At 45.5% G+C, this 17,312-nt stretch carries 15 protein-coding genes, 1 tRNA gene and 2 pseudogenes; 11 read left to right on the top strand and 7 right to left on the bottom strand.

Annotation, left to right across the window (positions count from 1 at the left end; all coding sequences use genetic code 11):
• Positions 1-49 precede the first annotated feature (49 nt).
• On the bottom strand, positions 50-1,006 hold the full coding sequence (locus OGX93_RS12800; RefSeq protein WP_286449894.1) for a hypothetical protein: 957 nt from the start codon (positions 1,004-1,006) through the stop codon (positions 50-52).
• 658 nt (positions 1,007-1,664) lie between these two features.
• Here OGX93_RS12800 and OGX93_RS12795 point away from each other — a divergent pair.
• From OGX93_RS12795 to OGX93_RS12765, 7 genes and pseudogenes are all read left to right on the top strand, one after another.
• Positions 1,665-2,405 carry a hypothetical protein gene (locus tag OGX93_RS12795; protein ID WP_233596916.1) on the top strand — a complete coding sequence of 247 codons (741 nt, stop codon included), beginning with the start codon at positions 1,665-1,667 and terminating at the stop codon, positions 2,403-2,405.
• Positions 2,384-2,548 (top strand): helix-turn-helix transcriptional regulator, encoded by a 165-nt coding sequence (locus OGX93_RS12790; RefSeq protein ID WP_200076058.1) that lies wholly within the window; start codon positions 2,384-2,386, stop codon positions 2,546-2,548. The genes OGX93_RS12795 and OGX93_RS12790 overlap by 22 nt, the downstream gene beginning before the upstream one ends.
• Positions 2,549-2,643: 95 nt before the next feature.
• Positions 2,644-3,242 (top strand): annotated as a pseudogene (locus OGX93_RS12785) (hypothetical protein).
• A gap of 187 nt (positions 3,243-3,429) precedes the next feature.
• Positions 3,430-3,999, top strand: coding sequence for a YagK/YfjJ domain-containing protein (locus tag OGX93_RS12780; RefSeq protein WP_286449895.1), 570 nt, complete (start codon positions 3,430-3,432; stop codon positions 3,997-3,999).
• Positions 4,000-4,178: 179 nt separating this feature from the next.
• On the top strand, positions 4,179-4,601 hold the full coding sequence (locus tag OGX93_RS12775; RefSeq protein ID WP_286449896.1) for a putative zinc ribbon protein: 423 nt from the start codon (positions 4,179-4,181) through the stop codon (positions 4,599-4,601).
• Positions 4,589-5,011: a putative zinc ribbon protein gene (locus tag OGX93_RS12770; RefSeq protein WP_286449897.1), complete on the top strand. Its 423-nt coding sequence runs from the start codon at positions 4,589-4,591 to the stop codon at positions 5,009-5,011. Before OGX93_RS12775 ends, OGX93_RS12770 begins: the two co-directional genes overlap by 13 nt.
• Before the next feature lie 238 nt (positions 5,012-5,249).
• Complete coding sequence (locus OGX93_RS12765) at positions 5,250-5,807, top strand: UCP030791 family putative phage-derived protein (protein WP_286449898.1); 558 nt, start codon at positions 5,250-5,252, stop codon at positions 5,805-5,807.
• Positions 5,808-5,890: 83 nt separating this feature from the next.
• Here the strand turns inward: OGX93_RS12765 and OGX93_RS12760 are convergent, their stop codons facing one another.
• The gene (locus tag OGX93_RS12760; protein WP_286449899.1) at positions 5,891-6,772 is read right to left on the bottom strand and encodes an AbiTii domain-containing protein; all 882 of its coding nucleotides are present in this window, start codon (positions 6,770-6,772) and stop codon (positions 5,891-5,893) included.
• 365 nt (positions 6,773-7,137) lie between these two features.
• Between OGX93_RS12760 and OGX93_RS12755 the strand changes: the two genes are divergently transcribed.
• Together OGX93_RS12755 and OGX93_RS12750 are read left to right on the top strand one after the other, a co-directional pair.
• Positions 7,138-8,037, top strand: coding sequence for a hypothetical protein (locus tag OGX93_RS12755; RefSeq protein WP_286449900.1), 900 nt, complete (start codon positions 7,138-7,140; stop codon positions 8,035-8,037).
• A gap of 46 nt (positions 8,038-8,083) precedes the next feature.
• Positions 8,084-8,638, top strand: coding sequence for a hypothetical protein (locus OGX93_RS12750; protein WP_286449901.1), 555 nt, complete (start codon positions 8,084-8,086; stop codon positions 8,636-8,638).
• A 510-nt stretch (positions 8,639-9,148) separates the two neighbouring features.
• On the opposite strand, the gene OGX93_RS12745 is transcribed toward OGX93_RS12750, so the two are convergent.
• From OGX93_RS12745 to OGX93_RS12725, 5 genes and pseudogenes are all read right to left on the bottom strand, one after another.
• Entirely contained in the window at positions 9,149-10,531 is a 1,383-nt protein-coding gene (locus OGX93_RS12745) for a hypothetical protein (RefSeq protein ID WP_502873168.1), read from the bottom strand.
• A pseudogene (locus OGX93_RS12740) lies at positions 10,505-11,221 on the bottom strand (ATP-binding protein); the annotation flags it as partial. The pseudogene OGX93_RS12740 and the gene OGX93_RS12745, both read right to left, overlap by 27 nt.
• Before the next feature lie 48 nt (positions 11,222-11,269).
• Positions 11,270-12,595, bottom strand: a complete 1,326-nt coding sequence (locus OGX93_RS12735; protein ID WP_286449902.1) for a TRM11 family methyltransferase — start codon at positions 12,593-12,595, stop codon at positions 11,270-11,272.
• A gap of 296 nt (positions 12,596-12,891) precedes the next feature.
• The gene (locus tag OGX93_RS12730; RefSeq protein WP_286449903.1) at positions 12,892-14,145 is read right to left on the bottom strand and encodes a tyrosine-type recombinase/integrase; all 1,254 of its coding nucleotides are present in this window, start codon (positions 14,143-14,145) and stop codon (positions 12,892-12,894) included.
• A 199-nt stretch (positions 14,146-14,344) separates the two neighbouring features.
• Positions 14,345-14,429 (bottom strand) — tRNA-Leu (locus OGX93_RS12725).
• 201 nt (positions 14,430-14,630) lie between these two features.
• On the opposite strand from OGX93_RS12725, the gene ahr reads away from it, so the two are divergent.
• Together ahr and OGX93_RS12715 are read left to right on the top strand one after the other, a co-directional pair.
• Positions 14,631-15,650 carry an NADPH-dependent aldehyde reductase Ahr gene (gene ahr, locus OGX93_RS12720; RefSeq protein WP_012134312.1) on the top strand — a complete coding sequence of 340 codons (1,020 nt, stop codon included), beginning with the start codon at positions 14,631-14,633 and terminating at the stop codon, positions 15,648-15,650.
• Positions 15,651-15,785: 135 nt separating this feature from the next.
• Complete coding sequence (locus OGX93_RS12715) at positions 15,786-17,288, top strand: helicase HerA-like C-terminal domain-containing protein (protein WP_115615185.1); 1,503 nt, start codon at positions 15,786-15,788, stop codon at positions 17,286-17,288.
• Positions 17,289-17,312: the final 24 nt, after the last annotated feature.

The following is a 17,312-nucleotide window of genomic DNA, read 5'->3' as shown; positions in this document are numbered from 1 at the left end:
TCTGGTCTCAAAAAACGCGGGATCTTACCACATTATCATTGTTGGGACATTACTGATTGCGCAACTGCACAGTGTGGAACAAGGCACGAAATCGCTTCTCTTCAAAACTGTTGCCGCTATCACGAAAGACACGCAGAGCACGTGATGCGCTGGTATCAGGCACCTCTTTGAGATGTTGTAATACCCAGGCTTCGACCTCTTCCGGAGTCCTGCGCACGCCTTGTTTCTTGCAGGCCGCTGGCAACGAAGAGAACTGTTTATTCAACCTATCGGCTAATAACCCCAAATTATCATATTCTTCTCGAGTAAACTGCTCTATTACATACTGCGCGATTTTTATATTCAGCATCAGCATGTTGCAATTTAGCCATTCAGCAATTCGCTTGTTACTTTCCAGTAAATAATGGTTTAATGGCGACTTAACTCGAGAGGAAGATATTATCAATACCTGTTTTTTTGCTGAATTTAAATAAGGCAAACCGGTAATAACATCTGGGCCAACTGCGCTAATATAATCAGGCGAACCGCAAATGATAAAATACTCATCAGGTCTGGTCTTCATTAGATCAGTCAACGAAACAGGATGCTTCTCCTGAAATGGTGAATGTTTATTTAATTCAGACCACCATCTCTGATGAAATTCTTTTCCGTTATACGATTCATTGAATAATGGAATAGAGTCATTATGACCAACCGCAAAAGTTGCCTGGTATGGTACAACCTTATCGCCACGTTTTAGTAGTCCTAGTCCAGCAGAAAGGACCCACAATTCAACTTGATATAGCTGATGTATAGACATTGCCGTCGCCCAATGCCCACCTTTATACATTTTCTCGACCGGTAAAGTATGTCCAGTAGAAATAGACGTATCAACAGCCTTACACCATGCCTGGATTAAATTTTGGGAACAGGAAAGAGAAGTTGACCACGTTGCTAGATTCAGTATCGGATAACCGTTACTGTGCTTACCATTTGTACATGTTGTTATCAGATTAATTTGGCTCACAGTAATACCCTCAGAAATCCCCGCACAAAGCTACAGCATGAGAGATTAGGTTGCAAGCCTGAACAAATAAAAATGTGTTTCCCTACACTGACGTTCAGTCTAGTGGGCACGATATTCGTAATACACATCCTGAACTTCGCGACAGGATGCACACCGCTGAATAATCCCCTGCGACTCCAGGGATTCGCAAAACTCACGGCAATCAGCCAAAAGATGTTGGGAAGGTTGTACTTTTTTATCTGAAATCAATGCCCTAGCAAGAGTGTCATAGCTAAAACCACCAGCAGAGTGTGTGATCAGTTCCAACGCGGCCTTCGTATCAAATGACAACATCACATACCCTCCATTAGTGGCTATGAGTATAGGTATAAATAATTCAAGTCGAATTTGCAAGCATTGAATATGGTTCATATTTAATAGACCAATGCCCATTTATAACAATTAGCATATTAACGATATAGAATTAATCACCTTATTGTTTTCACCTGCATAACACTTTAACTCAATCATTATATTACCATAATACCTTTTGGCTCTTACCCAATAATAAAATAATTCACTAAACTGATCAGGTTAGTTGTTTTAGCAAAAACATCTCACACCGGTTATCACAATCAACAAGCACACACGCAACCAACAAAACAAAAAGGAACGCCCCATGCCCCCACACAAAATCCGCCAGGAGTGGCTGACGCTGGACGAGGCCGCAGAAGTCATCCAGCAGCACAACATCACATTGCTGCCCGCCGACCTGATCCGCCATGCCCTGCACGGTGATCTGTCGCTCTCGGTCTACTTCCCTTCACCCGTACTTCTGAGACCACTCAATCCCCCTTGCCGCTTTGCCTGCCGATTCAGCAAGCCTCCTTTTCCACCTTCGCAGTGCAACAAACCCGGCAACCGCAAAGTGATGGCGAACTCGCCGCCGTGCAGACGCGACCCGACTCTGCAACTGACCACCAGCCATCTGTGGAATTTGCCCTTAATCGGCCTTGAACGCCTGCTACTCCACCAGCAACTGGCGCAGACGCTGAATCATCCTTGCCCCAATGATACCCACTGCTGCAATCAGATTGGTATTGTGGTCTGCGATGAGAACGACAGCTACTACCAACTCTGTTGCCGCAAATCGTTACGAGAGCTTTTACTGGAACTGCTCGCCACGCAGAACAACCTCCAGGAAGAGTTGCATCTGCTGATTGGCCAGCTGTATGGTAATGGTCGCAATGACCTTAAATCCCGGCTCAATCTGTCCGTCTGCTACCTGCAGGACACGCTGCCTCCTGACGCTCTGTTCGTCATCCGCCGCACTCATCTCGAGGCCTTCCTGACCCGTCATCAGCCAGAATCAAAGGAGCGGAAGACCAGTTCATTGACATGGTATTTATCACTAGCCTGACAGGGCTTACTGATAAATGGTTTTATAAGCTCATCAAAGATGGTGCCTTCCCCAAACCAGTCAAACTGGGACGAAGTTCCCGCTGGTTAAAGAGCGAAGTAGAAAACTGGCTTCAGGAACGTATTAACCAGTCCCGTAAATAACACCACTCTGACCTAACCCCCGGCAAGGAAATAACTATCCGACTCGCTCGGCGGTTTTCTGCTGTCTGCGATTTAAGCCTTAAGGAATATAAACCATGAAAGACTATAAACCTCGTTACGAAGAACTCTATAAATGCTACCAAACCTGGTTGACTGATTTTACGAAGCTGACGGTTAGATCGGGCATGTGTCACCAGAATATCTACCACCATCATACCCTGACGGTTGGCAGCCTTAGGTTTCCGGGAGCGGAAGAGGTTATTGCTATTGTCCCCCAGTACCTGCACCGGATTATTTATGGCAGAGCAGCAGCATCGCTGACGGTCAATGATGACCTGAGCGTCAGTTTATTTACCTAGGAAGGAACATCTGCTGGCTCACCATCCCATGCTGGAAGGTATTCTGCTGTCTGAGTGCGTGCGTTTAAAACAGCGTCCTCTGGCAAACAGGCTCATCAGTTTGTTCCGCCAGTTCAGCGGTAGCTGAGCTGCGTCTGAAGCTGGTCTGGCTGTGCTGGTACGATTTGATGCTGGGTAATTGCCTTGATGACTGGACCGACAACTTTAGGTTCAAAAAAGACAAAGAGATGGATATCTGGATCAATGACCGGCAGGCTGAAAACCCTGCGCTGACCCGTCTGATGGACGAGTATGTCTGCTTTGCGTGGCGAACGACAGCGGAACCACTGAGTTAGGCTTTATCCATAGTCCTGCAAGGGATTTGGGGGTAATTGGGGAGTAAAAATTAATTTAGGTTAATTAATAGGCACTCCCTTTTTACAACCATCTCCCTAATCCATACAACTCCTTCAGCCATAGCCCCTCCTGAAGGCCTGGTGCATTCACTGGCTGGCCCTCACCAGCACTAAAGAAATTCATCCTATGCAAAACAAACAACGATGGGAACAAGACTGGTTCCTGGGAGCCCTCCTGAACAACCATATAGACAAAATGGTTGAACGCTATTCCTGCCTGCGTGCTTTACGCATCGATCTATTCTACCAGGATCATACCGCTAAGTTTTTCTTGCAGGATCACCGGCAACTCGAATGGGATGTCAGAAAGCTGATGAACCGTATGATGCAACTCGAAGCCGTTGTCGGTTTCTTCTGGGTTATCGAATGGACCGAAGATCACCACTACCATGCCCATGTCGTATTCTGGCTGGATGGTAGTAAAACTCAGAATACCTATCCCTGGGCGCAGCAAGCCGGTTTGTACTGGAGCGATATCACTGACCGGGAAGGCTGGTATCACCGATGTGAGTTTAAAGAGCATTACGAGGCCAATATCAACATTCCGGTACGCTACAGCGACCCAGACAGTATCGACAACATCCGTCAGGTACTGGCGTATATGACCAAAATCCAGCAGAAGCATGGCCTGCCGCTCTACGGCTGCAACGAAGTACCACCGCACCCACTGACGGGACGACCACGACGCAGTCTCTGAGAGTTTTTTTACGTCACAACGCCTTAATGTGACAACCAAAGAACAGTAACGACAGTCCACACGGGCTTACTTCGCTTCCTCTGATAACACTTAACTAATCCGCCATTCACTCACTGACTATGCTGCCCATACCGGGACGGCTGACGCCTGCGTGCTGTCTGGCGGTAAGGAACTATACTATGTACGCAAAATCCTTTATCGCTCTCGACGGTAACGGTCTCCTGACCGGTGCCCGTACCGCACAGACCGCCCCTTACGACCGCTATACCTGCCACCTCTGCGGCAGTGCACTGCAATACCATCCTGAATACAACACGGAACGGCCGTGGTTTGAGCACACAGTGGAAGGTCTCACGAAGAACGGTCAGCAGCACTGCCCGTATGTTAAGCCCGGTGTGAAGGAGAGCCGTTATATCCGGCAACTGCAATGTTATGTACCGGATGCCCACCCACTGGTTTTCCTGGCCGACTGGCACTGTAACGGCTGCGGCAGTGATTACCACGGTGAACGCTACTGTCTGACCTGCTGCACCGGTGAGCACAGCCATATGCTTTCTGATGCTGAAAAGCAGACAGTGGAGGTGATGGCATGCGCATGTTGAAATGCCACCTGGCAAATAACCGTGAAGGTCATTTTGTGACGGCTGACGAAGCCATGAGCGCACCGGGGCAGATATGGAGTTGCGCCTCCTGTGGTTGTCGCATGGTACTGCATGCCGGTTCTTCAGGCGACCCGGCCTGGTTTGAACACAACCAGCGCTCAGTGGCACGGCAAGTACTGATGAACTGTGCCCATCTGGATCCGGAAGCGAAGGCGGAGGCCCGCCACAGAAAATTACGCAGTATCATCAACAAACTGGATGCGCCGGTGACAACGCTCTCCTGGTACTGCGTCTGGTACGGTGGTCATTACAGCGAGGATAAATATTGTGTGTCGTGTGGGACGGGCATTTACAGCATTGAAAAATCCAGCCGGCAACTGAATTACTGCTGCGACATTAGCCCTGGATGACCACGGTCAGCCTGGAAGGGCCGCATCATCCGTTATGCATTACTGCCGCTGGCTTTACGCGTGGCAAGTGCTTGCCGGATTTCTGTATGCCCCGTTGGGTTCCCGCGGCGTTTAGCGACCGCTTCTTAAAAACTCCCCTGTTGCTGGCACTCACCATTTCGAATGGTGATGAGCAAGTTATCAGAGCAACAATCCATGACCCCCAATTTTTTCCGCAAAAGAACAAAGACAATCCATTATGAATCATAACCCAGTCACCCTGGCCACTGATAATGCGGCGGAAGGGCTAAACATACGTGCTTTTTTGCAACAGGCTGTTGACCATTATCCTCGACTGGTAGCATTCAGCTTTACTGCGTTGTTACCACATAGTGAAACCATGGCGGATAAGCCGACATTGATTGCGCGCTTCCGTACCGAGGTCTGGCAGTGCATTGGTGAATATTCGTGGCAACGTCAGCAGGCGCGCCAGAGTTCACCGCCAACTATCCTGCGATGGATATGGGAGTCGGTTAGTATGGCAGAGTGCAAAATGGTGTTGCTGATGAATCTCGATACGCTGGGGGCTATAAGCAACGTACAACTTATTGAGAATGCCCAGCAGGCAATAAGTGAGATCATCCGTGATGCATGGCTGACCGTGACGGACACTGATCACTGTAGTGTCACGAACATTACTCCAATTATCGTTAATCGCACGGGTAAAGGCACTTTTAGTGCGCCATTGAACCAGTTGCAAACACATGTTCAGGCTATGTGTCAACCGCTGGCGACAGCAAAAACGGGGACGGGTTAACACATTAATACATTCCCGTTAACTGGCGAGGGGAACTCAACTGTGAATTATAATCAGGTAGTTCAGGTGGTTTTGCACAAGCATCACAGAAGCGCAGTCAGGTATGGTAGCGCCTGGGCCGCAAGGATGCCGCCAGCAGCGTTTTCCAGCACAGCTTTGATACTCCCTGCTGTAGCTTTTATGACGGCCCATTTGGGCTTTGGTGATGCCGCTTGCTCTTGCAGGGTCGCCAGTTCGGCCTGTAATTCTTCACGAGCTTCCGTCTCGATGTTTCCCTGCCTGATAGCATCATGTAATAGCGCGATCAAGGCCGACAACGCTGCCATGTCACCACCTGTTTGTGTCTGGGTCTGACTTGAGCTATTCGAGCCAATCTGAATTTGGGAACTGCTTACATCTCTGAAGTGGTAATGTTGTGGCTGCACAATCTGTTTCTCCTGCTGTGTAAATGTCATTCCTTCACCGAGTACTCCCTGCCCCTCCAGATCGAGCGCCCATTCAAGAATCCGGCTCCTCACTTTCTCGATAATGCCCTGAACCTGTATGGTGGAAAATTTCAGTGTTGGGCGCATCGTCACGCCGTTTGCCTCGCGTATCATTTTCATCAGTATGTGTTCGAGGTCTGCCGGGAAGTGGCAGTAGAGGCCTGTTGTACTCTGAGCAAGCCCAATCAACTCAGGCACCGACTGTCTCACTTCGAAGTCTGACAACAGTGCAGCCATTTCTGGTGGCGCAAAAAAAGGGATTGGGCCGCGAACAGGGTTTTCGACCATTAATTGTCCCTGTAAGTGCCGATAGTCAGGAACCTCTTCCGAGTAGTAACCATTCAGCTCGCAACTGAGCCAGTCGACTCGTTCAGGTACGGCCAAGCGTCGCGCAACAACCAGTCCCCGGCGTAACAAATCGCTTGGTGATACGGTAGCATCAATTGCTGCATTCACAAGTTCAGGGACTAGGGCGGTCATCCTTACTCCAGTCTCTGGATATTATTTATTTCATTATCATCCATCATTCAGGCATCGGGATCCAGAGCCATTTTCGCTCATCGCCCATGATGATATGTGCCAAGCTAAATTAAAAATGGCGCTCATGATGCGCATTCGAAGCTACAGAAGTTTGCCGGCGGGCCACCAGGAACATTTACAGTAACAGGGGAAATTTATTGTCGCGTCGACGTTGCTCAGGTTTCTCTACGACGTTAGGCTACTGGCTATCATCAGGTTGATAGTTATCAATCAACGTTGAATGAATCGTTTCCGAATATGAGGTCAGAGACCGACACAGTGTTAATCTATTTGGCTGGTGGGTTGGTGAGTTGCAGGGAGGGGAAATGGGTATAAAGGTATCGACTAAGGAAGCACTACCTAAACTGGAAACTACGTTTTTTATTGTGAGTGATAGCTCGAAGGTTAGGGTGAAGTTAGGTGCGCTGAATTTTAATTATACATTGTCGCCGTGTGAAAAATACCTGTATGTACAGCTCTGCAATTCGAAGACAGAGGATGCGGGGAAGTTTATAAAGATTGATACCGCCACTGGAGAGAAAATTTATTCAGTTTTTCCAGAGTGGGGTTGGGCTAGTGGCTATGCCTTTACGGACCATGGCGCTCTTATGGTGGAGTCGGGGCATTACGGCTCGTGGCAAATTGATGATGGTGGAAATATTGTCGATCGGTCTGGGTACTATCTGCACCGGGTGAACATTGCAGATTACGGAACGACGAATGCCCTTCCTGATTTTTTCGAGCTACATGGCAAAACTCCTGAGACATGCGCTGTGGCAATGGCATCGCTTGAACGGTTCCTGACCTCCTGCTTCTCGATGTTACATGGGATATCGTATGGTGCGTCTGCATTAAAAGCTCGTGCTGAGATTCAGGTATTTATGGGGGATAGTGAAGGTGCGCTGCAAAGCTGTGTTGATGCGCTATACCTGAATCCGAAAGCAACGGTGAAAAGGATGCTAAATACGCTGAGCAAAAAATTGAGTATTGATAAAGAGATGCTTAAACAATCTAAGTGGGCGGAACAACTAAAATTATCGGTAGAACAAATTCGTAATAAAGAAATTAAAAGTAGTGAGGATAACCTCAGAGAGGTATTTCCCTCGATGGATGTAACGCTTGCGAAAAAAAGAAGCATTGTGAATGCGTCTTATGGAAACAACAATAAAATAATGTTGTTGGTACTTATAGCGATTGTGATATTTATTTTTGTGGCTTTGAAATGAGTATTTTCCATGTCATTGATAATGAATGAAGGCGTAAGAGGGCGTTATGGATAAATTGGCTATTCAGTTTGCCAGAGATCTGCGTCTGGTATTTGACCATACGCATAGTGAACTGGATGAAGCAGGGATCCCGTTTTTTTATAGTTTTCCTAAAAATGCATGTCAGGGAGCATCTGTATTCCTTGGGCTGTTCTTTACCTGGCTTTACCCAGGCGCGGTTATCTGCATCGTAAAAGGCAGCCACCGAACGAAGGATGAGCATCACTATTGGGTGGAGCTTAATGCTAGGGTATACGATTTAACCAATGATCAGTTTGAGCCTTGGTTGGGTGAAACCTACCAGGGCCTGAACGTCCCCGTCTGTGCAGCGAAGAAGCACCCGTTGAGAAATTATTTTTTTTATAAGAAAAGAGAGTCGGCGATTCGTGCTTACGCCACATTTGTGACTGAACACGCTAATCTTATCGATGTTGATAAAGCTCAGTGGTTTATTATCGACAAACTCAGAGAGTATGGCTGGAACCTAGCGAAGACTCCCGAGGGTAACCGACTAGTCAACACCAGAAATCACCAGCCGCCGATTAAAATAATTGCGTATTAGACCTAAACTCGTTTTTCCGGTAACGGAATATCATCATTAAACAGAATGGTACCGAAATCGGCACTGCTATTGTCAACGTCGATGGCGGCTGGCGTTTTGAACCATCTGAATTGGTCGATGGCACATGCAATTATTCCATTATCATCGAAAAATCAACGAGCTACACGTCTAAAGACGTCTAATCCGAGGACCATCATTGTTGATACCGAAGCACCAGGTGCGCCTGTTATCGACAGTATCCAGGGCAACATTGACCTGCTCCCCATTGAGGTATGGCTATAGAGAGTTACTATCATTATAAGACAATCAATTATATCTTCATCCCCTCAGACATTCACATTACTTTAAAAAAATCATGCTAAAACATTAAATACAATCCGCTCACGCCCAAGAAAACACTAGCAACAAAAAACAATACAATAACAAAAGATATACACCAAGCGTACTATATTATTCTAATAACTCAACATAGTCTATCTTAGTGCATATCCCCGCCTGAGACGAATAAATCTAAACTCTAAAGTGGTTATTTAGATCTGCCACATCAACCTTATTTATACCCAGACTATTAATGTCATTTTTTTTCATATGAATCAACACATCACAAATTACAGCAAATAGACCACAAGTGTCTGCACAAGATTCTATTTTTGGCTTTGATAAGAAACGAGTGGATTGATGAGCTCCAACATGAGAATATTTTACAGCAGCTTTAAAGTCGTCAATATTCAGTGAATTAACAAATGTTTTGTAACTTATATCTAATCTTTCGGCCACTTTTGTAAGTAGCTTTGGATTATTTTTCAATAATAGCATTACATGTATAATATTACCAAGTAATTGATCCTGCATCTCCCTTTTAGCTTCTGGTGTATAAAGCTGAGTTTTAAACTTAGGGAATAGAAAACCATGAGTTCTAAAAAGCTTATCTTGCGATATTTCAAAAATCGAACGAATTGAACATGCAATAAGAGGAAGAAACCCCTCTTTTTCTTTTAACGAATATAGCTTATCTATAGCATATATAATTGATGACACTGTTCCAGTTCTAACTGTATATCCAGACGCGGATTGTATTGTAAATAATGATTTATCCTCTTTACTTCCTGATATATTAGATATTTTCTTTTCAAACGATAGAAAAACATCCGCTGAAACAAGGCCAGTAATACTATCTTCATATCGAAACACTACACGTAAATCACATGGTTCTTCAATAGCTTCCAATATTCTGCTAGTAGACTCAACATCATCAACACTTATTATTACATTATTTTTATCAATATCATTCCCATTACTATCTTTTATTGCATAAATATATTCATCCAAATCAATTTGTTCCGAGGGAATATAAAATTTTGTTATTTTCTTTCTATCTACAGAAATTGATGCTGGTTTATTTTTTATCATTGTAGCATCATCACTTGGAAATGCTTTCCCAGTTAATGAAGAAGATGAGTTAACCTTTAATTGGTTTTTTAGTTCTGCCCCTCGGGTCTGAATAGTTTCATTCAATTTTTTAAGGCTGCCAGTTAAACTTTTAGTGATGCTATTTTCAACAAAATGAGTTCTGTCGGAGTTAAATTCAATATTTCCATTTTGGCTTCGAATTGACACTCGACCAATCATTTGAGGTAAAGAACTTCCTGAGCTTCTTTTTCGAAGTAAATCCGGATCGAATATCGTGACATTATTAAAAAGATTTTTATTAATATATACTAAAGGATAAAGAGAACCATCATGTAATCTTTTATGAAGATTAGATATTGATTTAGTATTTTTACCTTTTTTAAAAAGGAAAATAATAAGTTCAACATCAATACTATAGTCAGTGCGCTCTATAGATAGAGGAGTTTGCTCAATTAAATCACCCTTATGATAAAAATCAATCATCTCTCTAACTGAATTATATTTCACATAAAAAAGCTGACTATTTTCACATTCAGAAATAAATGGCTTTAATCTATTTGTTGATATTACTCTATCTTTACCTTCAATTTTAATTTTTATATTAAATGATTCATCGAGCATAGATGCCGCTAATTTACTCGAGACTTTGTCATCTGATAAATCAGAAAGTAGTTCATCCATCCCCAGCTGATCAGTATATATCTTAATTTCAGTTCCTTTCTCGGTACTGGAATCAGTTTTAATCGGGATGACAATACCAGAGATATCATCTTTATTAATCAAATCTGCTTTTCGTACAGAAAATACACTGCGCACGCCATTTTTACATGTTTTCCATTCCACTGTATTTCCGAACTTAAAAGCTGATAAAAAACCTAGTCCCTTTGAACCTTGAATAATTCTAGTCACGCCATCTTGGCTTATTTCTCGCCCATATTCCTTACTGCTTTTTGAAATATGAAATAACGAATTAATTTCTTCTATTGACATGCCATTGCCATTATCAGAAATAATTATCATCAATTCCGATGGTACTACTGTAATACTAACATCAGGAGAGAACGCATCATACGAATTCTTAACCAACTCATTTAACGCAAATAATGATGAGGGAATTTTTTGAGATAGTTCCTCAATTATTTTCCCTCCAAACTTTAATGAAGTAGAAACCATATACAAAACCCTTACTTTAATATAAAAATAACACCACCTGAAATAGAGTTATTTTCTCATCATCAGAATCAACTCTTTATCCATTGTATTTGCAATACTATTTTTTATTGCCATTCTTTTGGATAAAATTTCCCTTTCCACTTGATGAATAAAGACACAGCCTTTATGCTCTAGAATTTCCCTCATTATTTTGTCAAGAGGCACTTCAATATTTGAAATTCTTCTATTACCTAATGTCCAAATCATGTATGCATTCTTACGCAGAGTTAATAATGCATTATCCAAGGCAAGGTCCAGATCAAAAACAAACGTAATTAGTTTTTTAACATTCTCTGAATTAACGGCTGAAATCGCCTTCACAGTATTACATAAAGAAGAAGACTTATATTTTAGCAGCTCAAATTTCTCACTCGCCCCCTTAATGGATCCACCAAGGCTACTCGAATCGATTTTATTTTGAGTTTCAAGTAAGCCTTTGATTTTTAGATTATCAATGTCCTTTTCATCGATCCACTTCAAGGATAAATAAGAAAATTGCCCATATGTTACGGTAGTATTATTATCACCATATGGTGGTGAACTGACCAGAAGATCACATTGAATATCTTTACCTATTTTTTTCGAGGTATCAGTATGTATTATTTTTATTTTACTCTTAGAAATAGACTTATTTAAGCTTCCCATTTCACTAAGTATTTTTTTTTGTTCACGTAATGCGACTATAGTTTTTTCAATGTTTTTTGTAAAAACATCCAAGGTATTAGGGGTATTTCCTATTTGCTCAATTGATTTAATATGAAGTTTAAACGTTGAGCCTCTAGAATTACATACTGTACGAACAGTATTACTCATGCAGAGCCAAAATATTTTCCTAGCCCACTTAGAATTTTCACTTTGAATAGCTCTATATATCTTACTTAGAGCCAACTGAACCTCTTTAGTAAACCATTTATCAATATTTGTTATTTGAACAGCCACATCTACTCGAATATCAGAACGCACTTTCTCAAGTAAAATATGGCATTTTTCCTTAAATGCTTCGATATATAATGGACCACTCTTAACCTCACATGCCAATATTGAAAGGGGATTGATATCAATCCCAACAAAATCAAGGCCTCGGCACATAGCTTCACCAAGAGTAGTACCAGAACCGACAAAGGGATCGATTATACTTGTTATGTTTGAATCTATTTCTAGTACAGCATCTATAAGTTCCCCTTGCATAGCTGGAACCATCATTGCTGGATATTGAATCAAAGCATGACAATATTGTCTTTTTGCTCGCCCCTTAAATGACCAATAGGCTTTATCACCTTTAGAACTCGAGGTGACTTTATTTAGTAGCATATTGTCTTTCTCAATGTCGCTCATTTATATCTTTCTCTATTTTCCCTTATACGAGACTCTAGCAGATACAAGATAATCATACTAGACCTCGATCTACCCAGCTTCACATTTTTATCATTTCCCATCGTGTCAAACCATCTCAAAAATAACATAACAGCATGATTATGTTGAAAAAACAACCAGCAATTGTAAACAACCTTATATAAAGAATCATTAACTTAGACTCACGCTGTAAGCGTCATAACTAGATTCTATAATCATTATCAATGATAATGATCACATTAAATCGCCGATTTCAACAGCTGGTTAAAAACTAAAGTCTAACTTTTCTTCCCAAAGTCAAATGGACTAACCATTCTATTCCGATTCTCATCCAGATAATCCGCCCACCACTGCAGCATCAATCGTCTCTCATCCAAATGCTCAGCCTTATGAATGTATGCCGCCCGAACAGAGTTACGTTCCATATGACTCATCTGTCGTTCTACCGCATCCCTTGACCATAACCCCGATTCAATCAACGAGCTACATGCCATCGTCCTGAATCCATGCCCGCAAACCTCAACCTTCGTGTCGTATCCCATCACGCGCAGCGCCTTGTTCACCGTGTTTTCACTCATCGGTTTACGAGGGTTATGATCGCCAACGAAAACAAAATCACGCTCGCCACTAAGCTTGTGAACCTGTTTCAGAATTTCTAATGCCTGGCGAGACAGCGGTACTAAATGAGGCGTACGCATTTTCGAGCCACGCTGTGAATGCTTCACTCCTTCAATAGCTTCTCGTTCAGCCGGTATTGTCCACATTGCCGTTTCAAAATCGATTTCAGACCAACGCGCAAAGCGCAATTCACTGGAACGAATAAAGATTAATAACGTGAGCTCAACTGCCAGACGGGTTAAAAGCCGTCCGTTGTAGCTATCAATTCGGTGGAGTAGTTCAGGTAAGCGTTTCAGTTCAAGTGCTGGTCGATGGACACGATTACTTGAAGCAACTGCCCCAGCCATCTCCTGAGCAGGATTGTAATCGATCAAACCGCTTTGCACTGCATAACGCATAATCGCATTGGTACGCTGCTGAAGACGCGAAGCCACCTCAAGACGCCCTGTAGCCTCAACTACTTTGATAGGAACAAGGAGATCGCGCGTACTAAAACTATCAATACTGCGCTTCCCAATTGCTGGGAACAAATTATCTTCCAAGCTCTTCAGCACCCGTCGGCTATGCTCTTCTGACCATTTTTTATTTGCTGCGTGCCACTCTCTGGCAACTGACTCAAAGGTAATAGCCTCTTTCGCCTGCTCTTCTTTCACTGCACGTTTGTGTTCACGGGGATCGATACCTGCAGCAACAAGCTTTCTGGCCTCTTCCCTCTTTTGACGAGCATCAGCTAATGAAGTTTCAGGATAAACCCCAAACGCCATCAGGTGCTGCTTACCACCAAAGCGAAAGCGGAACCGCCAGTATTTTGAGCCGTTAGGGTGAATGAGCAAAAACATGCCATCCCCATCGACTAAGGTGTACTCCTTTTCCTGCGGTTTTGCAGAACGTACTTTAATATCTGTCAGAGCCATAAAAGTTCTCCTTCCATGTGCCGCTGTGAGTATACAACCATTATCGAACCAGCATATATACTCGGTTCTATACTCACAAGCGACTTGATGTGGGTTGACTCAGATTGACTTCTATTGAAAGGAAAATCGCGGAAAGCCTTGTGTAGCGCGGATTTCAGGCATAAAAAAAGACCTCAGTTGAGGTCCATTTACATGCTTATGGTGCCGAAGGCCGGACTCGAACCGGCACGTATTTCTACGGTTGATTTTGAATCAACTGCGTCTACCGATTTCGCCACTTCGGCACTGAAGAGGTATGCGGAAAACGTTGTGGATTATACCTGTCACACGCCACCATGCAAGCGGTAGCATATGCCCGGCTCGCTAAGTGTTGAAAAAATCAGCACAACCCCACGGCGGGCACCTCCTTAACCCCTCCTTCTGCGAAGCGACTCCGTTTCCCATACTCTACACTTCCAGTTCAACACCACACTGAGGGAAACACGATGTCTATTATAAAAAGCTATGCCGCAAAAGAGGCGGGCAGCGAACTTGAACTCTATGAATATGATGCGGGTGAACTCAAGCCGGAAGATGTTGAGGTACAGGTAGATTACTGCGGTATCTGCCACTCCGATCTGTCGATGATCGACAACGAATGGGGCTTTTCTCAGTATCCGCTGGTTGCCGGGCATGAGGTAATTGGCCGCGTCGTGGCACTCGGCAGCGCCGCGCAGGATAAAGGTCTGAAGGTAGGTCAACGCGTCGGGATTGGCTGGACGGCGCGCAGCTGCGGGCACTGCGATGCCTGTATCAGCGGCAATCAGATTAACTGTCTGGAAGGATCGGTGCCGACTATCCTCAATCGCGGCGGCTTTGCCGAGAAGCTGCGAGCAGACTGGCAATGGGTGATCCCGCTTCCAGAAAGCATCGATATTGAATCCGCAGGCCCTCTGCTGTGCGGCGGCATCACCGTCTTCAAACCGCTGCTGATGCACCACGTTACCGCCACCAGTCGCGTTGGGGTGATCGGTATCGGCGGCCTCGGCCATATCGCCATTAAGCTGCTGCACGCGATGGGCTGCGAGGTTACCGCGTTCAGCTCCAGTCCGGCCAAAGAACAGGAAGTGCTGGCGATGGGCGCCGATAAAGTGGTCAACAGCCGCGATCCAGAGGCGTTGAAAGCGCTGGCAGGTCAATTTGATCTCATCATCAACACCGTCAATGTCGATCTCGACTGGCAGCCTTACTTCGAAGCGCTGGCCTATGGCGGCAACTTCCACACCGTTGGCGCGGTGCTGAAGCCGCTACCGGTTCCGGCGTTTACCCTGATTGCAGGCGATCGCAGCATCTCCGGTTCGGCAACCGGTACGCCGTATGAACTGCGCAAGTTGATGAAATTTGCCGGGCGCAGCAAGGTCTCGCCGACGACTGAGCTGTTCCCGATGTCGCAAATCAACGAGGCCATCCAGCACGTTCGTGACGGTAAAGCTCGCTACCGTGTGGTACTGCAAGCCGACTTTTGATTGCCTTCACCGGGCGGCATTCGCTGCCCGGTTTTGTTCCCCCTTTTGGAATTCTTCTCGCAATCTCCGCAATTTAGCGGTGAAGAGTACGCCGCAGTTGCCTATACTCCAGGCAGGATAAATGGAGAAAATCTCATGAGTGCACCCCTGTTAATTGCCCGCACGCTGGAAAGCGAACTGTTCCTGTTGCCGGGCATGACCAACCGTCACGGGCTGATTACCGGAGCAACCGGAACCGGCAAAACGGTTACCCTGCAAAAACTGGCTGAGTCCCTATCAGACATCGGCGTTCCGGTATTTATGGCGGATGTGAAAGGTGACTTAACCGGCGTCGCGCAAGAAGGCGAACCTTCTGAAAAACTGCTCGCACGGCTGAAAAATATCGGCATCACCGACTGGCAACCGCACGCTAATCCGGTGGTGCTGTGGGATATTTTTGGCGAAAAAGGTCATCCACTACGGGCGACCGTCTCCGATCTTGGGCCGCTATTGCTGGCTCGCCTGCTGAACCTGAACGAGGTGCAGTCCGGCGTGCTGGATATTATCTTCCGCATCGCCGATGACCAGGGGCTGTTGCTGCTGGACTTTAAAGACCTGCGGGCGATCACGCAGTATATTGGTGATAATGCCAAATCCTTCCAGAACCAGTATGGCAATATCAGCAGCGCATCGGTCGGGGCGATCCAGCGCGGGTTGCTGTCGCTGGAACAGCAAGGCGCGGCGCACTTCTTCGGCGAACCGATGCTGGACATCAAAGACTGGATGCGTACCGATGCCAACGGCAAAGGCATTATCAACATCCTCAGCGCCGAAAAACTCTACCAGATGCCCAAACTGTATGCCGCCAGCCTGCTGTGGATGCTCTCCGAACTGTATGAGCAACTGCCGGAAGCGGGCGATCTGGAAAAACCGAAGCTGGTGTTCTTCTTCGACGAAGCTCACCTGCTGTTCAACGACGCTCCGCAGGTGCTGCTGGATAAAATCGAACAGGTTATCCGCCTGATTCGCTCCAAAGGCGTGGGCGTCTGGTTTGTCTCACAGAATCCTTCCGATATCCCGGACAACGTGCTCGGTCAGCTAGGCAACCGCGTACAGCACGCCCTGCGCGCCTTCACCCCCAAAGATCAGAAAGCGGTGAAAGCCGCCGCACAAACCATGCGGGCGAATCCGGCGTTTGATACCGAGAAAGCGATTCAGGAACTGGGCACCGGCGAGGCGCTGATCTCCTTCCTGGATGCCAAAGGCAGCCCATCAGTGGTTGAACGAGCGATGGTCATCGCACCGTGCTCACGCATGGGGCCGGTGACGGACGATGAGCGTAACGGGCTTATCAATCACTCCTCGCTGTACGGCAAATATGAAGACGAAGTCGATCGCGAATCGGCGTATGAAATGCTGCAAAAAGGCGTTCAGGCCACCACCGAGCAGCAAAACAATCCGCCAGCAAAAGGCAAAGAAGTCGCCGTTGATGACGGAATTCTTGGAGGGCTGAAAGAGATATTGTTTGGCAGTACCGGGCCACGCGGCGGCAAACGTGATGGTGTGGTGCAGAGCGTCGCCAAAAGTGCAGCGCGTCAGGTAACGAACCAAATTATCCGGGGGATGTTAGGTAGCCTGATGGGCGGTAGAAAACGCTAACAGAAGGAATCCTGGTTTGCTAAG

The sequence above is a fragment of the Citrobacter sp. CK195 genome (genome assembly GCF_030333365.1).
GTDB classification, from domain to species: domain Bacteria; phylum Pseudomonadota; class Gammaproteobacteria; order Enterobacterales; family Enterobacteriaceae; genus Citrobacter_B; species Citrobacter_B koseri.
The sequence above is the reverse complement of the archived record's forward strand: the minus strand, read 5'-3'. Positions and strand labels throughout refer to the sequence as shown.

What these genes read in the sequence shown, in the direction of transcription:
- OGX93_RS12795 (WP_233596916.1), top strand. Translation starts at nt 1,665, where the DNA reads ATGCCCCCACACAAAATCCGCCAGGAGTGGCTGACGCTGGACGAGGCC.
- OGX93_RS12790 (WP_200076058.1), top strand. Translation starts at nt 2,384, where the DNA reads ATGGTATTTATCACTAGCCTGACAGGGCTTACTGATAAATGGTTTTAT.
- OGX93_RS12780 (WP_286449895.1), top strand. Translation starts at nt 3,430, where the DNA reads ATGCAAAACAAACAACGATGGGAACAAGACTGGTTCCTGGGAGCCCTC.
- OGX93_RS12775 (WP_286449896.1), top strand. Translation starts at nt 4,179, where the DNA reads ATGTACGCAAAATCCTTTATCGCTCTCGACGGTAACGGTCTCCTGACC.
- OGX93_RS12770 (WP_286449897.1), top strand. Translation starts at nt 4,589, where the DNA reads ATGCGCATGTTGAAATGCCACCTGGCAAATAACCGTGAAGGTCATTTT.
- OGX93_RS12765 (WP_286449898.1), top strand. Translation starts at nt 5,250, where the DNA reads ATGAATCATAACCCAGTCACCCTGGCCACTGATAATGCGGCGGAAGGG.
- OGX93_RS12760 (WP_286449899.1), bottom strand. Translation starts at nt 6,772, where the DNA reads ATGACCGCCCTAGTCCCTGAACTTGTGAATGCAGCAATTGATGCTACC.
- OGX93_RS12755 (WP_286449900.1), top strand. Translation starts at nt 7,138, where the DNA reads ATGGGTATAAAGGTATCGACTAAGGAAGCACTACCTAAACTGGAAACT.
- OGX93_RS12750 (WP_286449901.1), top strand. Translation starts at nt 8,084, where the DNA reads ATGGATAAATTGGCTATTCAGTTTGCCAGAGATCTGCGTCTGGTATTT.
- OGX93_RS12745 (WP_502873168.1), bottom strand. Translation starts at nt 10,531, where the DNA reads ATGATTGATTTTTATCATAAGGGTGATTTAATTGAGCAAACTCCTCTA.
- OGX93_RS12735 (WP_286449902.1), bottom strand. Translation starts at nt 12,595, where the DNA reads ATGAGCGACATTGAGAAAGACAATATGCTACTAAATAAAGTCACCTCG.
- OGX93_RS12730 (WP_286449903.1), bottom strand. Translation starts at nt 14,145, where the DNA reads ATGGCTCTGACAGATATTAAAGTACGTTCTGCAAAACCGCAGGAAAAG.
- ahr (WP_012134312.1), top strand. Translation starts at nt 14,631, where the DNA reads ATGTCTATTATAAAAAGCTATGCCGCAAAAGAGGCGGGCAGCGAACTT.
- OGX93_RS12715 (WP_115615185.1), top strand. Translation starts at nt 15,786, where the DNA reads ATGAGTGCACCCCTGTTAATTGCCCGCACGCTGGAAAGCGAACTGTTC.